This window comes from Natronomonas salsuginis, from assembly GCF_005239135.1.
Classification (GTDB): domain Archaea; phylum Halobacteriota; class Halobacteria; order Halobacteriales; family Haloarculaceae; genus Natronomonas; species Natronomonas salsuginis.
The window spans coordinates 144,820-163,058 of record NZ_QKNX01000004.1 but is presented as its reverse complement, the minus strand read 5'-3'; the positions used below and the strand labels follow the sequence as shown (position 1 = coordinate 163,058).

Genomic DNA, 18,239 nt, shown 5'->3' with positions numbered 1-18,239 from the left:
ACATGACTCCGGAAGGAAGTACTTAAATCCCGAAGAGCAAAATCACGCTCGGTAGCAGGTCATCACCATTTTTATATCCGATGGCCATACCCAACACACGCGAATGTGGGGTTGGCACAAACGATGTTGGGAGGGTACTGTATGAACGCGAGCGACGCGACCATCAACATACTCATCGTGGACGACGAACCCGAGTTCGCCGACACCGTTGCCGAGATACTCGAACGCGAGGACGGACGGTTCGACAGCAAAAAAGCCACGAACGCCGAAGAAGGCCTCGAAATCCTCGACACGCACCGCATAGACTGTGTCGTCTCCGACTACGGGATGGTCGGAACGAACGGGCTCGAGTTCCTCGAAACGGTCCACGACATCCACGGGGAGATCCCGTTCGTGCTTCTCACCGGGGAGGGTGACGAAGCGGTTGCGAGCGAGGCGATCTCGAAGGGTGTAACGGATTACGTCCGAAAGCAGGGCGATAAAGATCAGTACTCGTTACTCGCCAGCCGGCTCGCCGACGCCGTCGAGAAACGGCGCGCTCACGTGGCGCTACGGCGTAGAAAACAGGAGCTCGAACACCTCAACGAGCGATTTTACTCGTTCGTCAGACACTCCCCCGACATCATCACCATCCTCGAAGCCGACGGAACGATTCAATACAACAGCCCGGCGATCGAGCACATTCTCGGCTACGAACAGGACGAACCGGTCGGTAAAAAAGCGTTCGAGTACGTCCATCCCGACGATCGAGAGCGGATCGAAGCGGAGTTCGATCGTCTCGGGGAGATCGAAGACGAGGCGAGAGAGAGCTTCGAGATGCGACTCCGACGCGCCGACGGATCGTGGATCTGGGTCGAATCGATCGCGAGCAATCGGGTCGAAGCGGGCAGCAACGGCTTTCTGATGAACAGTCGGGAGATCTCGGACCGAAAAGCTCGCGAAGGCGAACTCAAAGCGAAGACCGAACGGCTCGAGGAGTTCGCGGGCATCGTCAGCCACGACCTCCAGACGCCGATCACGGTCGCCGATGCCCGACTCGAGATGGCGATGGAAGAGTGTGACAGCGAACATCTCCCGTCGATCGGGAACGCCTTGGATCGGATGGAGGAGATCATCGACGCGACGCTGACGCTGGCGCGGGAGGGGCGCGTCGTCGACGAGACGGAACCGGTCGCGTTGGCCGCCGCGGCAGAACGGTGGTGGGAGACGACCGGACACGACGACGCGACGCTCCGCGTCGAAGCCGACGGACTCACCGTCGCGGCCGACCGGGAGCGGCTTCGGCGGGTGATGGAGAACCTCTTTGCCAACGCGGTCGAGCACGGCGGGTCGGACGTGACGGTACGACTCGGCAAACTGGAGAGCGCTCCCGGCGTATATATCGCCGATGATGGGGCGGGATTACCGCCGAACATGAGCGCGGAGATCTTCGAACCCGGACAGTCGATGTCGCCCGATGGGACCGGTTTCGGCCTCGCGATCGTCAAGGAGATCGTCGAGGCCCACGACTGGGAGATCGAGACGGCCGAAAGCGAGTCGGGCGGCGCACGCTTCGAGATCACCGGCGTCGAGTTCGTTTGAGTAGTGAGGGTTGGTGCGGCGGACAGCGCGCGTTACGACGATCGAATCGCTCATCGTAATCATCGACGGCGTTTAGCGTGTACGGCTCGTCCCTCTGGACGTGTTCGCTTCCGAGGGCCAATGCGAGGAACCAGCCGCTCGAGATGACCCCATCAGTCGGCAACTCGGCGGCCTGTCGGTCGGGCTCGTCGCGGTTGCACTCGTCGGCGTGTATTTGCTCCCCACGTCGACCAGACGCTCGCTGACGTTCGTGTACGCCGATCCGACGGTGGTGACTGCCTACACGGCACACTTCGTCCATTTCACGCCGACGCACCTCGGGAGCAACCTCGTCGCGTTCGTCATGCTCGGCGTCGTGATCGTCGTGCTTTTGAGTCGGATCGGTGACCGGTGGCTCCTCGTCGGCACCCTCACGACGCTGTTCGTCGTCATTCCAGTCGCGCTGTCGTTTTTAAACCTCGCGGTGCCGAGAAATAGCGTCACCTACGGGTTCTCGGGCATCACCATGGCACTGACCGGCGTGTTGCCCATCGCGATCGTCAGATATCTCGAAGCGAAACTAGATCGGCCAATCGAAACGACGCTTCTCCTGGCGTCGTTCTTCGTGTCCGTAGGCTACGTCGGAGCGGTTACCGTTCCGGTATCACCCACCTCCGCGGCGGTCGTGATCGCCGCCGCAGTGTTCGGATCGGCGTTCGCCGTCCACTTTTCGCGGGCGAACGTTGGGTCGATGCGACGGGCGGCAACGTGCGAGGCATTCGATCGATCACTCGTGGTCGCCGTCGTCGCCTGGATCCTACTGCTCTCGGTCGGGTTTCCGCGGATCGAAGCCGGCGGGAACAGCGTGAGCAACGTCTACATGCACTTTATCGGTTACGCGCTCGGCTTCACCATGGCGTATCTCGTACACGAACTGCGCCTGTTTGGCGATCGACCTGCAAAGGAAAAATCGATGTCTCTCGTCGAACCGGCCGATTAACGCCGGACGCGCGCCAGCAGCGCGGCGGCGAGCAGCGCGACGAGCGTGACAACGACCCCGAATCCGGGCAACTCCGCCGGTTCGTCAATCGGCGTCTCAGTCGGGTCGGGCTGCGGTTCGGTCGGCTCGGCCGGCTCGTCGGGTTGCGGCGTCTCATCAGGGGCGTCGGGCGTCTCGACCGGCTCGTCGGGTTGCGGCGTCTCCGCCGGCTCCGGATCCCCGTCGTCCGGCTGTGGCGTCTCCGTGTCGACGTCCGAGGACGACCCTCCGCCGCCGATGTTTCCGACTGGAGCGGGATCGCTCGCCTCTAGAACCGTCACCGTCTCGGGCCGACCATCGGTCGGCAGCACGTCGACGAGGAGGTTCGTCCCGACGTCGCTCCCATCGAGTTCGGTCGAGAGCGTCACCTTCGACGCCGAACCGCCCGCGACGGTCAGCTCCTCGGTATCGACGGTCGTCCCGTCGAACTGCAACCTGACGGATTTGGTGCCGGCGGTTTGGCCGCCGTTCTCGATCGTCGCTTCGACCGTGAGCGTCTCATCTGTCTCCAATTCGTCGGGGACGTCGGTGATCGCCGCCTCGAAGTCCGGTGCACTCAGCACGTCCACGGCCTTCGAGTCGGTGTCGTCGTCGGTCGACAGTTCGAGTTGCCCCGAATCGAGCCTCGCGGCCGTCGCCGCGTCTACCTCGAACGTGAGCGCGTCGAGTTCGGAATCGTCGTTCGATAGCGTCTGCCCGGCACCGATCTCGAAGGCGTCGGTCTCGGCGACTGTCTCGCCGTCGAGGGAGAGGACGAGCGTGTCCGCACTGTCGCTGCCGGCGGTGCCGCCGACGTTCTCGACCGTGTAGGTCACCTCGACTGGTTCACCCTCGGCGGCCTCAGCGATCCCGCTGAGGTTCGAATCCGCGATGCGGTAGTCTGGGTCCTCGTTCGGTTCGGTGAGGAACGGTTCCGTGGTGACCGGCGAGAGGATCTCCGCGTTCGGACCCTCGGTGATCGGCCCACCGGGCCGACCCCAGTAGTTGTCCGTCGCGTCGATCTCGGTGATCGAATCGGCGAACGGTCGGTCGGCGTCGATCGCGGCGTAACTGTTCCGCTCGATGTTGTTGTCCTCGACGACGTGGAAGCCGGCGTCGGCGTAGATGCCGAGACGATTATCGAGGATGTTGTTTTCCACGATCGTGGTCTCATCAGCGCCGCCGGTCAGCACCACGGCCGTATCGGTGAGGTTGTCGAAGCGGCTGTTCTCGATCGTCGCGTTCACGGCTCGGATCTCGGTTCCGTTCGTGACGGAGTCGAGGAACCGCGTGGATCGAACGGTGGCGTCGTCGCCGGTGATTTCGACCCCAACGTCCGCCCGTTCGAAGTTGAACCCTTCGACGGTGACGCCGTTGGCGGTGATCGAGACGGCCGTACTGCCCGATGTGAACGTCGCGTCTTCACCAGAGAGCGTCACGTCGGATTCGTCCAGCGTGACCGCCTCGTCGTAGTCGCCGGGAGCGACGTGAACGGTGTCACCGGACTCGGCAGCAGCGAGGCCGTCTCCGATCGAACCGAAGTCGATCGTCGTCTCGACAGAATCGGACGCGTCGGCGGCCTCGACGTCGACCGTCACGTCGGTTGTGCCCGCACGCGGCACGTCGGGGACTGTGACGTCGACGGTCGCGGTCTCGTCGAGACCGAGCGTCACGTCCTCGGTACTCGTTTCGAGCGTTTCGCCGCCGGATCGGATCTCGAGGGAAACGCTCTGTGTCCCCTGGAGATCGCCGACGTTCTGGACGGTCGCCTCGACCGTATCACCGCGTTCGAGCGGGAGGTTCGATTCGTCGACCTCGACCTCGAACGTCGCCTGAGTGGGGTCGCGCACCGACACCGTCGACGATCGGTCGCTGTCCTCAGTTTGGGCGCTGATCCTTCGGTCGCCGGGGCGGAGTTCGTTCGCGTCGATCGTGAACTCGTTCGTCGTACTCTCACCGCCGCCGAGAGTGAGCGAATTCTCGGACGTCACTGATTCACCGTCGACCAGCAACGGAACCTCTTGGGTTCCCTCCAGCTCGCCGACGTTCTCGATGGTCGCTTCGACGTTGACCGTCCCGGACTCGGTTCGGAGCACGTCGTCGCGCGGCGTGTTGTCCGTCACGGTGAAGTCGGAGACGCGGAAAAGCGCGTCCTCGGGCGCTTCGAGCACCGACACCGTCTCCGTGTCGTCGACGGTCGTCCCGTCGTACGTCGCAGTGGTGTTGAGTTCCAAGTCGCCTTCGAGCGCCTCGCCGACGTCGATCTCGTCGAACGTGACCGTCTCGGATTCGCCACCCGCCACCGAGACCGTCTCGGACGCTTCCTCCTCGCCCGAAAGCGCGAGGTCGACCGCGACGTTTTCGGCCTCAACGCCACCGTCGTTCTCGACGGCGACCTCGACCGCGAGGGTGTCCTGCTCCGCAACGAGCGGGTCGGTCGCACCCTCAATGGCGACATCGAGTTCGGGCGGTGCCAGCACCGTCGTCTCATTGTCGACCGTCTCGTCGTCGGTGGTGACGAAGAGCGACTGTTCGCCGATCGCGTCCTCGTCGGTCGCGACGGTCAGCGTGACCGTCTCGGACTCGTCGCCCGCGATTTCCCCGGTTTCGACGGTCTCGTTTCCGACGCCGGGGACGATGAGTTCGACCTCGCCGCTCGCGCTCGCGTCGCCGACGTTCCGGATAGTCGTCTCGACTTCGATGTCCGCGCCGACGGCGGGGTCGGAAACGGATTCGACGGTCGGGACGAACTCAGCAGGCGCATCCACGTTGAGCGTGCCGGACGCGGTGTCGTCGCTCGTCGCGAGCATGAGGTCATACGTTCCCGCCGAGAGAGCTTGGGTGTCGGCCTGCAACTCGATATCGGTCGACTCACCGCCCGTCACCTCGGCGTCGGTCTCAGCGATCGTCGAGCCGTCGGCAGTCAACGCGACCGTCTCGGTCGTGGCGACATCGCCGTTGTTCGTGACCGTGGCTGCAACGGTCGTCGTCTCGCCCGCAACGACTGGACTGAGTGCACCGAGGTTCTCGCCAGTTATATCGACGGTCGCAGATTCGAGGATTTCGATCGCCCCGGCTCCGCGATTGTCGGTGGGCGTCGCGACCGTGTATGTCACTTCGTTGTTTTCGAGCGAAACGGACGGGATATCCGACAGCTCGACGGTCGTCGACTCCTCGGCATCGAGCGTGACGTCGACGGAGTCGACAGTTTCATCGTCACGTTCGAGATCGACCGTTCTGGTACCCTCGACGGTACCGCTGTTCGTCACCGTCGCGGTGACGGTGACTTCGTCGCCGGGGAGCGCCTCGTCCGAGTCGATCTCGGTCTCGCCGACGTCGAAGGTCGTCTCCGCTTCGGTGACGGTGATGATCTCTGAGGTCGTATCGTCGGTCGCTTCGGCGGCGATCGTGAGCTGGCCTTGGGAGCCGGGCGCGAAGGTGACTTCATCGGTGAACGTCGCGCCGCTACCGAGTGCGACGCCGCCCTCGACGCCGAAGGTCTCGATCGTTTCGTCGCCGGCTCGGATCGAGATCGGTTTGACGCCAGCGACGTCACCGGTGTTTTCGACCGTTAGCTCGGCGGTGATCTGCTCACCGACGGGCACTTCCTCGGCGCTGATTTCGAAGTTCGTGACTTCGAACGCCGTTGGTCGGATCGGCTCTCCGCCCTCATCGAACGGGGCGTCGAGGAACGGTTCGAATTGGACGTTCTCGCTGACCGCGTCGCCGTCACCGGGGCCCTCGCCGCCGGGGCCGGTGTCCGCGCCCCAGTAGTTTTCGGTGGCAACGAGTGTCTTATCAACTTGGTTAGATATTGCTTGTTCGTTGTTTTCGAAGTTGTTGTCTACAATGACTATGTTCTCAGGATCAGCTGGGAACCCACCCTCCGGTAGTTGTCGATCAGAGATCTGAATAGCTGCTACATTACTGGTGCTTTCGAAGTCGTTAGTTGTGACCTCTAATTCACCATCAAAATTACCGTAAAGATTGAGTCCAGATGCCGTGAGGGACTCAAATTCGTTATCCGTAACAGCAAGATCGTTGTTGGCGTCGGCAAGGAGAACACCGCCTTGACCGTTCGGGAAGCTCAGTTTCTCAGTGTCCTGCGTATTCTCGAAGACATTGTCTTCGATGACCCCTTCGACTTGGTTGAGGTTCATCGCCCATGCATTGTTGTTCTCCCAGTGGTTATCAGAGATGTCGACATTCGCTGGACCACCGCTGTCGACGCGGACGCGGAGACCGTTCGAAGGAGCGTTATTACCGATGTAATTTCGCTCAAAGGTCAACATTCCAGCATCACCTGTAAACCAGAAGTGTCCGCCAGTTTTGCTCTGAGCGTTGGTGAAGACGCTGTTTCGAATGGTAATGTCTCCCCAGCCATCATCAACGGAGAGGAAGCGCTGGTTGCCATCGAACGCGAGGCCGTCGATGGTGATGTCTGGATTATTGCTTACTCGAATGGCGTCACTGTCCGGACTCTGAATAACTGCTTCGTCACTAAGATCCGACGTAACCCGCTCAGGTCCAGCAACGCCAGCGTTGGGACCTTTGATCGTCAGGTCAGTATCGACGGTCACGCCACCCTCGAAAGATCCGGTACTGGTAGTTACCGTAGCATCCTGAACCGCGTCATCAACAGCGGCTCCAAGCCCAGCGAAGACTTTTTGTGAACCGTCAGTCGTCTCATCGACGAATACTGCCCGTTCGAAATCGTTCGAGTTCAATACATTCGCATCGACGTTATCAACATCGTCACGGATGTGGAAGGCACCTGGGCCTAGTTCATCGGCCTCAAACTCATTGTCAGTGACTTCTACCCCGGAAACCCACACTTCGAGTTGTCCGTAATCGGCTCCGACTTCGAACGTGTTTTCGGTGATTTCGCTATCCGTCGCTTCGTGACCGAGGGCGATACCGCCGCCGACAGAGTCGCCAGTGAACGTATTGTCAACGAAGCTGACGTTGGTCGATTCGGTCGGACCGCTCACCCCACCGTTCACGTACGCGAGGATCGGATTCTCGCTCGAATCGGCCTCGTTCTCGAAGATATTCCCTTCGATGTGGTGATCGTCCGTGCCGCCGGTTTCGAAGAGCAGGCCGTTTGGACGGCCGTCAGGACTGGTTGCCGTTCGAATCGTGCTATCCGTCAAGTGGAACCCCTTGGTTCCGGAGCGAACGTACACCGCCGCTTCACCAGTTCCCTCGATCGTGAGGCCGGACACCGACACGTCGTCGGCTGCGATCTCGAGCGCACCGCCGTATCCGGTGGACTGGCCGACGACGGTCGCGTCGTCGGTGCCCTCGATCGTCAGACCAGGCTGATCGACCGTGACGTCCTCCTCGAACTCGCCGTCGAGTACGATGGTCGCGTCTTCACCTGCGTTGTCGATCACATCCTGGATCGAGTCGCCCTCCTGAACGACGACGTTGCCGTTCTCGTCGTAGGTCTGACCGTTCCAGAGTGTGACTGTCTCAGCGTTGCTACCTTCAAGGAACTGTACCGCAACATCGCTCGGATCACCCAATTCGGAGTTACCGTTCAACGAGGCCGGGGCAGTAGTTTCGATTTTGATGTCTGCGAGCGCTACCGAGCCGATGTCATTGTTATCGATCGTAATGTCGGCTTCGGAGATGGAAGCAGAATCGGTGAAATCGGACAGCCAGATCGCTTCGGACGTTGCACCGTCGATATCATTGCCTCGAATGTCGACGGTCGAGTCGCCATCCACGACGAGACCGATAGGCCCATTTTCGATGGCGTTCCCTTCGATCAGTACCGTTCCGTCAACTGGACCAGGGCCACCCCACGTCGAGATACCGCCGGCGTCGGAGCCGCCTCTGATCGTGTTATTGGTGATCGTCGGACTACCGGCCTGAACGTCGAGTGGTGCAGCGTTCTCGTCGCCACCATCAATCGTCAGCCCGTCAACGGTTACGCCGGGCGCTGCGATCGTGACGATACCCTGTATTTCGGGATCAGCGCCCTCTGCAGCTTGGACAGTAAGTCCGGGGAGATCGATTGTGGGAGACCCTTCGTAGATTCCGGACTGAATTTCGATCGTGTTGATTTCTGCATCCGTAACTTCAATCAGGTCGAGAGCAGTCTGGATGTCGGTCACGTCGCCGTCGCCGTCCGCGTCGACGACGATCGTGTCTCCCAGTTCGTTACTGAGTGTTTCTCGATCCTCATTGAGATACCACGGGTCGGTCTCGACATCACCGATCGTTCGGCTACCGTCGCCGTCGGGTCCAGTCGGGGAATCCCAGTAGTTGTTTGTGGCGGTGAGCGTTGCACCTAAATCTTTGTTGTGGGCCCCGATCGGAGTATCAAAAATACTGTTTTCGGTAACCGTTAGCGCAGCAGCATCTGCGACGGGGTCTTCTTCTGAATCACCACTTGCAGTATCCAAGCCGACTGCAGCGCCAGCATACGGTGCCGCAGTATCGTCCGCAAATACATCATACTGGTCTCCGTTACCGATCGATTCTATCCGATTTCCTTCGACAACGACGTTCGTTGGTTGAACAGAGTTTTTCGACGACGGAGTGGAGACAATTCCGTATGTCCACCCTGCTGAATGGATTCGTCTGATCGTGTTCCCGTTAACGTGAACATCGTCGAGTTGGTTTTGTATTTTTATACCGACAGCACCACCATAGTTCGGCCAGGCTTCTCCGCCCGAATTGTCGATATTCTCGATTAAATTATTCGAAATGGTAATATTATTCAATCGTTCGGAGTCCTGTTTGAACACCTGAACCCCGTTAATCGTTACGGAGCTTTCACCGGTAGCTGCATCACCATTTATTCCGGAAACGCTGTTATTTTCGATCGAGACGTTATTGCCGTTGACAAAAATTCCTGCGAGAGGTAACGATGAATCAGCAGTGAATGTAGAAGTCGGAGAAACGGTGACGCCCCGAACAGTCACGCCATCGGCCTTCACTTGCAGTTTCCCCTGAATTGTCGCTTCCGGACCTCTGTCTTCGCTCGCCCCATCAAGACCAGCGTTCGGTCCTTCGAGGGTGACTAGTGATTCGTCGATTGTGGCACCGTCGTACGTTCCAGGTGCGACGACGATCGTCTCCTCTTCGGGTTCGTCCTCTTCTTCTCCCTCGTTCTCAACGAACTCATCGATCACGGGCTGAATCTCGGGCGCGACGACATCATCGTCGTACCGAACGGCTCCGTCGAACTCGCCGTTGTCCTCGACGATGGTATCTGGGACCGGACCCGGCGCGTCTTCGCCCTCTTCATTCCCGTTGTTGACTATATGAAGCGGATCGTTCCCGTCACCGGCGAGCTTGCTGTTCGGATTCAAGAAGTCGTTGTTTTCGATGGAGATACCGTCCGTTCTGGTGTTATTGAGAGTCAAATAGCTCTTGCTATCGTCGTCTCCAAAGATGTAGACACCGTAGCCGTTTCCATCGAAGGTGTTGCCGTCAGTCGAGAGACCGTCGCCGAGATCCGTCGCGCCAACAGCCTGTGAGAACCCGACACCGACGCCGTTACTCGAGAGCTCGTTGTTCGAGATGTCGAGTTCGCGGACCGTATTGTCGTTATCCTCCTGCGTCGCGACAGCCGCACCGACCGGGAATCCGGAGATCGTGTTGTTGCGGATCAGAACGTCTGAAACGTTCGAACTGACCGGGTCGCCGTTGGAGTCCCGATCCGTAACGAGGACACCGTTATCAGTTTGATCGTCGTCGTTAGTGTGTTCGACGTGGTTGTTGCGAACCTCCACGTCCGAGGCCGCAACGCGAACACCTTGTGCGGTAGTCGTGCTGGCTCCACCTCGCTCAATCGTGAATCCGTCGAGTACGACGCCGTCCGCATCTATCGCGACTGTCGGCGTCCCATCGTTTACAGAGCGAGTGATAACTGTCTCTTCGGCACTACCCACGGACTTGACCATCAGATTCGATACATCGACGATGACCGACTCGTCATACGTCCCGGATTTGACGTGAATGGTATCGCCAGATCCTGCTAGTCCGACAGCCTCATTGATCGAATTCGTCGCATCGTCGTATCCGTCCGGTACAGCATCCGGTTCGCTCCAATCCTCATCGACTACGATGTCAGCGTTGTTGGTTTGCGCCGAAGCGCTACCGACGAACGCCACCCCACCGAACAAGATCGATAGCGCGACGGCCGAGACGATGAGGACCGCACGAAGCTTCCCAGCGCGTACATCCGTATCGGTTGTCTGTCGCCTCATGTCTCACCCCACCCAGAGATAGAGGAATCGTTCGGAGGTCGATACGTTACCGTAGGTAGTAAGCACGACTTACTCCCCATTTCATTGACCAAAACCGGCCGTGGATGTATAAACCCCAGTTCATAATATAAAACCTATGTGTCCGTTACGGCAGTCGATCCGCAAATGTTACATAAAATATAAGATGTTTTTTACCTTATAACTATATTTCAGCAGACAGAGAACCTGAATTGCCGGTATACCATTCACTATAATAAACAGTTTATGCAAAGGTGCAAGCCATTTATCTGACAAAATGGGATCATATATATGTGTCTCAACCGAGCATCACTGTGATTCAACAATTCGGGTATGTGAACATAGTCTTAGCGCGTACGAAACGACGGAGTCATAGAAACAATCAGGAGTTCGACACGCCGGCAGACGACCATTGAACTCGTTGATCTCGCGGGGACAATCTGACCCGAACGGTGTTTAATCTGACGTTAATCACCGGTAAGGCGGTTTTAATCGGCCAATATATAAGTGGTAGCCGTGCGCAAGGCTCGTAACGGCCACCGATACCATCCAGAGGTTTATATATAATGAGCACGGATCGCGGGCGAACGGACGATACCGTCGGAGACACGAACGCTCTCTGGAGAGGTCGAAATACGGGAGGTACCTATTGCGCTGCTGGACCAGATCCCTGGTACCGATACAACCGCTCGATCCGTTTTTACGGCCTCACCTTCCTCGTCGGGACGAAACTCGCCGATATCGTCACGACAGTCGTCGGGATGCGATACATCCCTTCGATCGTCGAGGCGAACCCCGTTGCGAACCGACTGTTCACCGAGATGGGGCTCGTGACCGGCTTGACGGTGTTGGGGTTCGCGACGGTGCTGTTCGCGGCCTGTGCCGCCGAACTGTTCGGGGTCGAGGTGAGACGACGCTACGGCCTGCCGAAGACCGCGCTGTTCGCGCAGGCGTCGATCTATCTGATTCTCTCGGTGCTGTTCGGCCTGGTCGCCCTGCACAACGCGACGCTCATCGCCGATCAGACGACGTACATGCTCGACGGCATGCTCGCGCCGGCCGCGGTGATCGGAGGATAATTCGATGGAGACGAGACAATGACACGACACAGGAGAAACACCGGCGCGGCGTCGGCATCGAAGCGAAGTGAATCCGAACCTGCCACGGACCCATCGGACGGCGGGACGCTGGAGGAGATCCGTCGAGTCGAGACGATCGCCGACCGCGTCGACGTTCAGTCGATTCGGCGCGAACTCCCCGACGAGTGGGACGTCCGCCCCGACCTCGTCCAGTTCGGCTCGGAGCCGCTCTCGGAGACGATCCGCTTTCGCCGGACGCTCGCGGACCCACAACTCGTGTTGAAACCGATCGACGACAGCCAGCCGGGGCGTGATATCGTCTTCTACGAGCGCGATGGCCTGCGGGCGGCACGCGAGCGGACGATGACCGTCGACTCACTCTCGGAGGCGGTGCGGGTCGCGGTGAATCGCGTGCATCAACTCGATCGGTAAGCGCTATCGACGACCCGGTACGGGTGCGTGGCTTTTTGTTCGGTGGGAGAGAGGGTCGTCGTATGTCCGATCTTGGCGACTTCGCGAACTACGACCCCGATGACTCCGGGGAGGGAGATTCGACGGCAGCGGCCGAGTCGTCGACGGAATCCGAGCCCGATGCCGACGCCGACTTCGAACCAATGTCCGTCTCGCCGGTCGGGACCGATCGCGGCATCGGGACGCTGTCGGCCTCCGAAGGGCTCGTCGTGAGCGAGGAGGCCGACGACACGTGTCTGCGTGCGTACGTCACCGTCGACAATCGCTCCTCGGTTCGCATCGGCAGCTACCTCGTCGCGGCTTACCCGGACGGCGAGCGGCTGTTCTGTCGGATCGTCGCCCTAGAGTACGCCCAGGAGTTTCGCTCGGACGACGCGACCGAGATCCACGCGCGACGGGCGATGCGTCGCGAGGGGATCGACGAGCAAGACTACAAGTTCATGGCGACGCTCGAACCGGTCGCCGTGCTGTACGAGGAGGGCGGCGAGCTCAAGCGGCGGATGACCGACCGGGTGCCGAAGCCCGAGACGGTCATCCGGCGGGCGGAGGACAGCACCGAGATCAAGACCGGGCTGAAGATCCCCGAGGAGGGCGTCTTCCTCGGCCACCTCGCCGTCGGCGGCGAGAAAGTCAAAACGGCCGCGAGTCCGCCGACGATCGACTACCGGCTGAAAGACGACTACGAGGCCGGCGATCCGCTCGTCTTCCGGCACACCCTCGTCGCCGGCGGGACCGGCTCCGGGAAGACCCACGGCGCGAAGAACGTCCTTCGACAGTATCTCGCTGACGACCGACGATACCCGACCGACGACGGCCGGACGGTCGCCCCGGCGCTCGTCCAGTTCGATCCTCAAGACGAGTACGCCCAGATGCACGACGACAACCCCGAAGTGGACGCCGAGTACGAGCGCCGACTCGATCGCGAGGGGATCGCACACGGGGGCGTCGCGGACACGAAGGCGTTCGTCCCGAAGGTCGGCGACGCGACCTACGCCGCCGCCCACCACGGGGCCGAACAGATCGAGTTCACGATCCCCTTCTCGATGGTGTTCGACAACCCGTGGCTCGTCGCCGGCAGCGGACTGAACGACAACCAGTACGGCGCGCTCGTGGGCGTCCTGCTCCCGCAGTTCGAGCGGCAGTACGGCGACAGCGGAACGTACGACGACTTTCGAACCTTCCTCGACGATCCGGCGTTGAAGGAGGAACTCGACGAGTCCGGCCGCGTGCACGAGGCGACGTTCGACGCGATCCGACGGCGGATCCTCGGTTTCGGGTCGATCTTCGACCAGGACGCTCGCCCCATCACCGAACTCGTCGACGCGTTCGTCCGGCCCGGCGGGATCACGACGGTGCCGACCTACCACATCAACGACTCGCGGGCGACGACGACCGTCGTGTTGGCGCTCTCGTCGCTGTTGGTCGACCAAAAGCTCTCGAATAACCCGACCCACGATCGGATCAAGGAGACGCCGCTCGTGTTGGGGATGGACGAGGCGCACAACTTCCTGACCGACGCCGACAGCGTCCAAGCCGATCGCGTCATCGGGAAGTTCGCCGAGGCGGCCAAACAGGGTCGAAAGGAGCGCCTCGGCCTGTTTCTCATCACGCAGGATCCCCAGGACATCGCCGACCCCATCTTCAAACAGATCAACACGACGGTCGTGTTGAACCTCGGCGACGAGAACGCGATCAAGGCGGTCAACATCCCGTCGAATCTGGAGGGGAAGGTCCCGTACATGGAGAAGGGGCAGATGGTGGTCTACTCGCCCGACAACTCCGAGCCGGTCGAGTTGATCGGCCTCTCGAACTGTCTGACGAGACACGGGCGCGACTAGCGACCTCCAGTGGTGGGTACGCGTGCTCGCGCATCGCACATTGTCATGTCCCGACAACCCACACCACTATTATCCCTGTACCGCAACTCGAACCATGGAGATGGACGACCTCGCCGAGGAGCTGATCAGCGCGTGCCGGGCCAGCATCGGGGACGAACTGCGGAGCATCGCGTACTTCACCGAGGAGACGGTCGAACAGCTCTATTTACGCTCGGATCTCGACCGGACGGCGGATCTCACCGGGTTCGCGGAGCTGGAGCGATCGGGGGTACGGTCGGATGATCTGTATCGGAACACGCAGTTGGGCGAGTACCAAGCGACGGTCCGGATGTTCGAACACGGCTACCTGACGCGCGTCATCGAGGACCGGTACGGCGTGTGGGTCACGACCGACTCGATGTCGATGGAGCGGTTCGAAGACCTCGCCAGTTCGGTCAAGCCGGTTCTCGCCGCACACGCGAGCGACGGCGGCGGCTGAGAGCGCCGAGCGGTCGTCTCAGAAGATGTCCGCCTGCCGATACACCGAAATCCCATCGTTGGTGATCTCGTACGGTTTCGTCTCGCGGGAGTGGTTGGCGTTCCTGATCTTCTGAATCTCGATAGCCAAGCGGGTCTGGTCGAACTCCGAGCGGACGTACTGGAGGACGAAGACCGCGTCGGTGAGATACTCGATGATGCCGTGTTTGGAGGTGTAGGGATCTCGGTCGCTCGCCTCGCTCGTCAGCATGGTCGTCACGCCGGCGCGCTTGAGCGACTTGGTGAAATCGAACACCTCCATCCGGCGTTTGGCCTGGTCGTCGTACATCATTTCCAGCAGCGAGACGGAGTCGAGAACGAGCCGATCGGCGTCGAACTCCTCGATGAGACGCGGGAGGTCGTTCCGGATCGACGTGAGGCTGTTGGCCATCTCGATCGGGTCGAGATCGACGATCGCCAGTCGCTCGTCGTCGAGATAGTCGTCGAACGGCCATCCCTTCTCGGTGGCCGCCTGCTGGACCGCGGTGGCGCTCTCTTCGAGCGCGATGTAAACCGCCCGCTCGTCGCGCTCGATGCCGTGCTGGAGGAACTGCAACCCGAAGGTGGTTTTCCCGGTTCCGGCCGAGCCCATCACGGCCATGAGCGAACGCTCGGGGACACCCCCCTGAATCATCGCGTCGAGGCCGCCGATCCCGAGTTCGAGTCGCGGGATATCCGACTCGAACGCCTCGTCGAACTCGCCACCGGAAGTCGAACCCGGTGCGTCGACGGCGTCAATCGCCGGTTCTGGATCGAGGGCAGGATCGAAATCGACGTCGAAGGCGGCCGCGAAGTCGTCCGTGGTCGGCTCGCCGTCACCGGAAGGGCGATCGCGCTCGAACCAGTCGTCGTCGCTCATTCGTCGCCCCCGATCGGCTCGCGCATAGCCGGCGTTCGACCCCCGACGACTTATATTCGCGGACGATGACGGCCACTTCGGGGAGCTTTTGTCGTCGGCTGTCGAAGGCTGATTCGATGCACCTCGGCATCGTCGCAAAGCGTGATACCCCGCGTGCCGCCGAGCTCGCCGACCGAATCAGACGGCGCGTCGACGCGACGGTCACGCTCGACGAGGCGACCGCCGAGGCGCTGGACGCCGACGGACGGGCCGTCGAGGCGCTGTCTGCGTGTGATCTCGTCGTCTCGATCGGCGGCGACGGGACGTTTCTGTTCACTGCCCGCGAGGTCTCGCCGACGCCGATTATGGGGGTCAACCTCGGGGAGGTCGGCTTTCTGAACGCCGTGTCGCCGGGCGATTGCGTCGAGGCCGTCGAGACGGCGGTCGATCGGATCCGAAGCGGTGACGCCACGTTTCAGGAGCTTCCACAGATCCGAGCTGAGGGCGAGGGGTGGTCGCTCCCGGCGGCCGTCAACGAGATCGCGACGCTCGGTCCCCAGCGCGGGAGAAACAACGGGCTCGGGATGGAGCTCCGCGTCGACGGAGAGCTGTATTCTGGCGGCCGTGCCGACGGCGTGCTGGTCTCGACGGCTGCGGGATCGACCGCGTACAACCTCAGCGAGGGCGGCCCGCTGGTCCATCCGGACCTGTCGGCGTTCGTCATCACCGAGATGTGCGCCGCCGAGTCGATGCCGTCACTCGCGGTCCCGACCGCCGCGGAGATCACGGTCCTCGTCGAGGAGGCGGACCACGCGTTCGTGATCGCGGACGGGCGCACGCGAGAGCGGATCGACCCGCCGACGACGGTCCGACTCCGGCCCGCGGAGACGCCGGTTCGGATCGCCGGCCCGCCGCTGGAGTTCTTCGCGGCCCTCGGGAAACTCGAATGAGCGTCACCGGCGATAGAGCCAGACGAAGACGACGGCGACGAGCAGCAGGAGGACGCCGAAGAGCACCAGTTCGATCGAGAGCAGTTCGACCCCCTCCGCGTCGGTCACCGTGACCGCGACGATCGCGGGCCGGGCCGTGACGAGTTCGTCGTCCTGGTCGGTGTACGCCACCGAAACCGTCGCCGGATAGCGGCTTGCGGGCGCGTCGCCATCGACCTCGAGATCGATAGCGACCCGACCGGTCTCGTCGGGTTGGAGCGACGGGAGTATCGCCGACCGGAACTCGCTGTCGAGCGGCGCTTCGACCGCCACGTTGAGCCGAACATCGCGTATTTCGACGTCTCGTCGGTTCGTTACCTCGAGTTCGAGGACGCCGTCCGAACCGGCCTCGAACCGCGGGTCGACTGCCGTGACCGCGACCGAATCCCGACGATCGGCGACGGAGACGCGCAGTGAATCGTCCGCCGTTCGCTCGTTGCTGCCGGACGTTCGGTACCGGGTCACGACGTCGATCCGCTGCGGAACCGCGTCAGCCTCGGCGGGAACGGTCCCTCGAAACTGGAACGCTGCCGAGTCCCCCTGATCGAGGTCGCCGATGGCGTAGGTCGGCGTCCGCGGGTCGAACGGCGCGTTCCCGACCGCGAGCACGACGTCTGTCAGATCGGCTGGCCCCTCGTTTCGGATCGTGCCGCGAACGGCGCCAGTCTCGCCGACCCGGAGCGTCGACTCGTCGACGGCGAACGAAAACGTCTGGGCGGACGCCGGTCGGACGCCGACAGCGAGGTCTTCTTGCACGTTCCGGATGCCGTTAGCGTCGGTGAAGTGCACGCGGCCGACGAGCGGAAAGGTCCGGAGGGACACGTCGTCGTTGACGGCCACGTCGTAGGTGATCGTGGCGTTCTCACCGGGGGCGAGCCGTTCGATCCGGGCAGAATTCTGCGAGTTCCCGCCGAGCGTGACGTCCGAACTGCCGGATTCGAGGCCGACGGTGAGTTGGCGCGCGGGGTCGTCACCGACGTTCGTGACTACTGCACGCAGCGTTCCCGAATCGCCAATCTGTACGTCGCTCGTCTGGGCCTCGATCTCGAATCGCGGACCGTCGTCGACCCGCACGTCGACGGAACGGGTGACGCGTCGCGATCGCTCCTGGACGATCCCGCTTTGGGGAACGTACTGATACGTGTGCGAGTACCGGAGCTCGACGTCAACGTCGTACGTGCCGGGGGAAGCATCCCGAGGGACCGTGACCGTGATCGGGACCTCGCGAACGCCGCCGTCGGGGACGGAGCCGATCGACGTTTGTCGGGTCTCGACGACGATCGGGGCCCGACGCTCGTCGACCTCGACGGAGACGGCACGCGCGGTCGTCACGACCGCGCGCTGTGACGTGGCCCCCGACAGTATCTTGCCGTCGTTTTCGATCTGGAGGGTGAGTTGCGTCGTCGTTCCCGGGGTGAGCGTCGGGTCGGGAGCGTACACGTCGAGGTCTGGTTCGCCGCGAACGAACTGGACACCGTCTTGGGCGAGCGCGACGCCGGCCAGCGGGGAGACGAGGAACAGTCCGACGACGAAGACGACGAGAGCGCTACGTCGCATGCGTGCGTTGCTCCCACCGACGCCGGGATACCGAACCGGTATCGTCGTGTGTTCTGTGGCGGTTCATCGAGGATGGTGTGGCGATACCGCCCGTTCGTACAAGAACTACTAGGCCGAACACCACGGGTTG

The 18,239-nt window shown here is 61.6% G+C and carries 10 protein-coding genes; 7 read left to right on the top strand and 3 right to left on the bottom strand.

Annotated features, from left to right (window positions below; all coding sequences use genetic code 11):
- Positions 1-141: 141 nt before the first annotated feature.
- Entirely contained in the window at positions 142-1,581 is a 1,440-nt protein-coding gene (locus DM868_RS11180; protein WP_170964490.1) for an ATP-binding response regulator, read from the top strand.
- A gap of 100 nt (positions 1,582-1,681) precedes the next feature.
- Entirely contained in the window at positions 1,682-2,560 is an 879-nt protein-coding gene (locus DM868_RS11175) for a hypothetical protein (RefSeq protein ID WP_137276958.1), read from the top strand.
- On the opposite strand, the gene DM868_RS11170 is transcribed toward DM868_RS11175, so the two are convergent.
- The gene (locus tag DM868_RS11170; RefSeq protein WP_137276957.1) at positions 2,557-10,803 is read right to left on the bottom strand and encodes a CARDB domain-containing protein; all 8,247 of its coding nucleotides are present in this window, start codon (positions 10,801-10,803) and stop codon (positions 2,557-2,559) included. The genes DM868_RS11175 and DM868_RS11170 overlap by 4 nt on opposite strands.
- A gap of 584 nt (positions 10,804-11,387) precedes the next feature.
- Here DM868_RS11170 and DM868_RS11165 point away from each other — a divergent pair.
- The 4 genes from DM868_RS11165 to DM868_RS11150 all read left to right on the top strand — a co-directional run bounded on the left by DM868_RS11165 (position 11,388) and on the right by DM868_RS11150 (position 14,687).
- Positions 11,388-11,900: a DUF5658 family protein gene (locus DM868_RS11165; protein WP_137276956.1), complete on the top strand. Its 513-nt coding sequence runs from the start codon at positions 11,388-11,390 to the stop codon at positions 11,898-11,900.
- Between the two features lie 18 nt (positions 11,901-11,918).
- Positions 11,919-12,332 carry a hypothetical protein gene (locus DM868_RS11160; protein WP_137276955.1) on the top strand — a complete coding sequence of 138 codons (414 nt, stop codon included), beginning with the start codon at positions 11,919-11,921 and terminating at the stop codon, positions 12,330-12,332.
- 62 nt (positions 12,333-12,394) lie between these two features.
- Complete coding sequence (locus tag DM868_RS11155; protein WP_137276954.1) at positions 12,395-14,209, top strand: ATP-binding protein; 1,815 nt, start codon at positions 12,395-12,397, stop codon at positions 14,207-14,209.
- 94 nt (positions 14,210-14,303) lie between these two features.
- Positions 14,304-14,687 (top strand): DUF7522 family protein, encoded by a 384-nt coding sequence (locus DM868_RS11150; protein ID WP_137276953.1) that lies wholly within the window; start codon positions 14,304-14,306, stop codon positions 14,685-14,687.
- Between the two features lie 18 nt (positions 14,688-14,705).
- On the opposite strand, the gene DM868_RS11145 is transcribed toward DM868_RS11150, so the two are convergent.
- Complete coding sequence (locus DM868_RS11145) at positions 14,706-15,722, bottom strand: KaiC domain-containing protein (RefSeq protein WP_449289568.1); 1,017 nt, start codon at positions 15,720-15,722, stop codon at positions 14,706-14,708.
- Here DM868_RS11145 and DM868_RS11140 point away from each other — a divergent pair.
- Positions 15,701-16,513, top strand: coding sequence for an NAD(+)/NADH kinase (locus DM868_RS11140; protein WP_137276951.1), 813 nt, complete (start codon positions 15,701-15,703; stop codon positions 16,511-16,513). The two genes, DM868_RS11145 and DM868_RS11140, sit on opposite strands and share 22 nt — an antisense overlap.
- Positions 16,514-16,516: 3 nt before the next feature.
- On the opposite strand, the gene DM868_RS11135 is transcribed toward DM868_RS11140, so the two are convergent.
- Positions 16,517-18,109, bottom strand: coding sequence for a COG1361 S-layer family protein (locus tag DM868_RS11135; protein WP_137276950.1), 1,593 nt, complete (start codon positions 18,107-18,109; stop codon positions 16,517-16,519).
- Between the last annotated feature and the right edge of the window lie 130 nt (positions 18,110-18,239).

What these genes read in the sequence shown, in the direction of transcription:
- DM868_RS11180 (WP_170964490.1), top strand. Translation starts at nt 142, where the DNA reads ATGAACGCGAGCGACGCGACCATCAACATACTCATCGTGGACGACGAA.
- DM868_RS11170 (WP_137276957.1), bottom strand. Translation starts at nt 10,803, where the DNA reads ATGAGGCGACAGACAACCGATACGGATGTACGCGCTGGGAAGCTTCGT.
- DM868_RS11165 (WP_137276956.1), top strand. Translation starts at nt 11,388, where the DNA reads ATGAGCACGGATCGCGGGCGAACGGACGATACCGTCGGAGACACGAAC.
- DM868_RS11160 (WP_137276955.1), top strand. Translation starts at nt 11,919, where the DNA reads ATGACACGACACAGGAGAAACACCGGCGCGGCGTCGGCATCGAAGCGA.
- DM868_RS11155 (WP_137276954.1), top strand. Translation starts at nt 12,395, where the DNA reads ATGTCCGATCTTGGCGACTTCGCGAACTACGACCCCGATGACTCCGGG.
- DM868_RS11150 (WP_137276953.1), top strand. Translation starts at nt 14,304, where the DNA reads ATGGAGATGGACGACCTCGCCGAGGAGCTGATCAGCGCGTGCCGGGCC.
- DM868_RS11140 (WP_137276951.1), top strand. Translation starts at nt 15,701, where the DNA reads ATGCACCTCGGCATCGTCGCAAAGCGTGATACCCCGCGTGCCGCCGAG.
- DM868_RS11135 (WP_137276950.1), bottom strand. Translation starts at nt 18,109, where the DNA reads ATGCGACGTAGCGCTCTCGTCGTCTTCGTCGTCGGACTGTTCCTCGTC.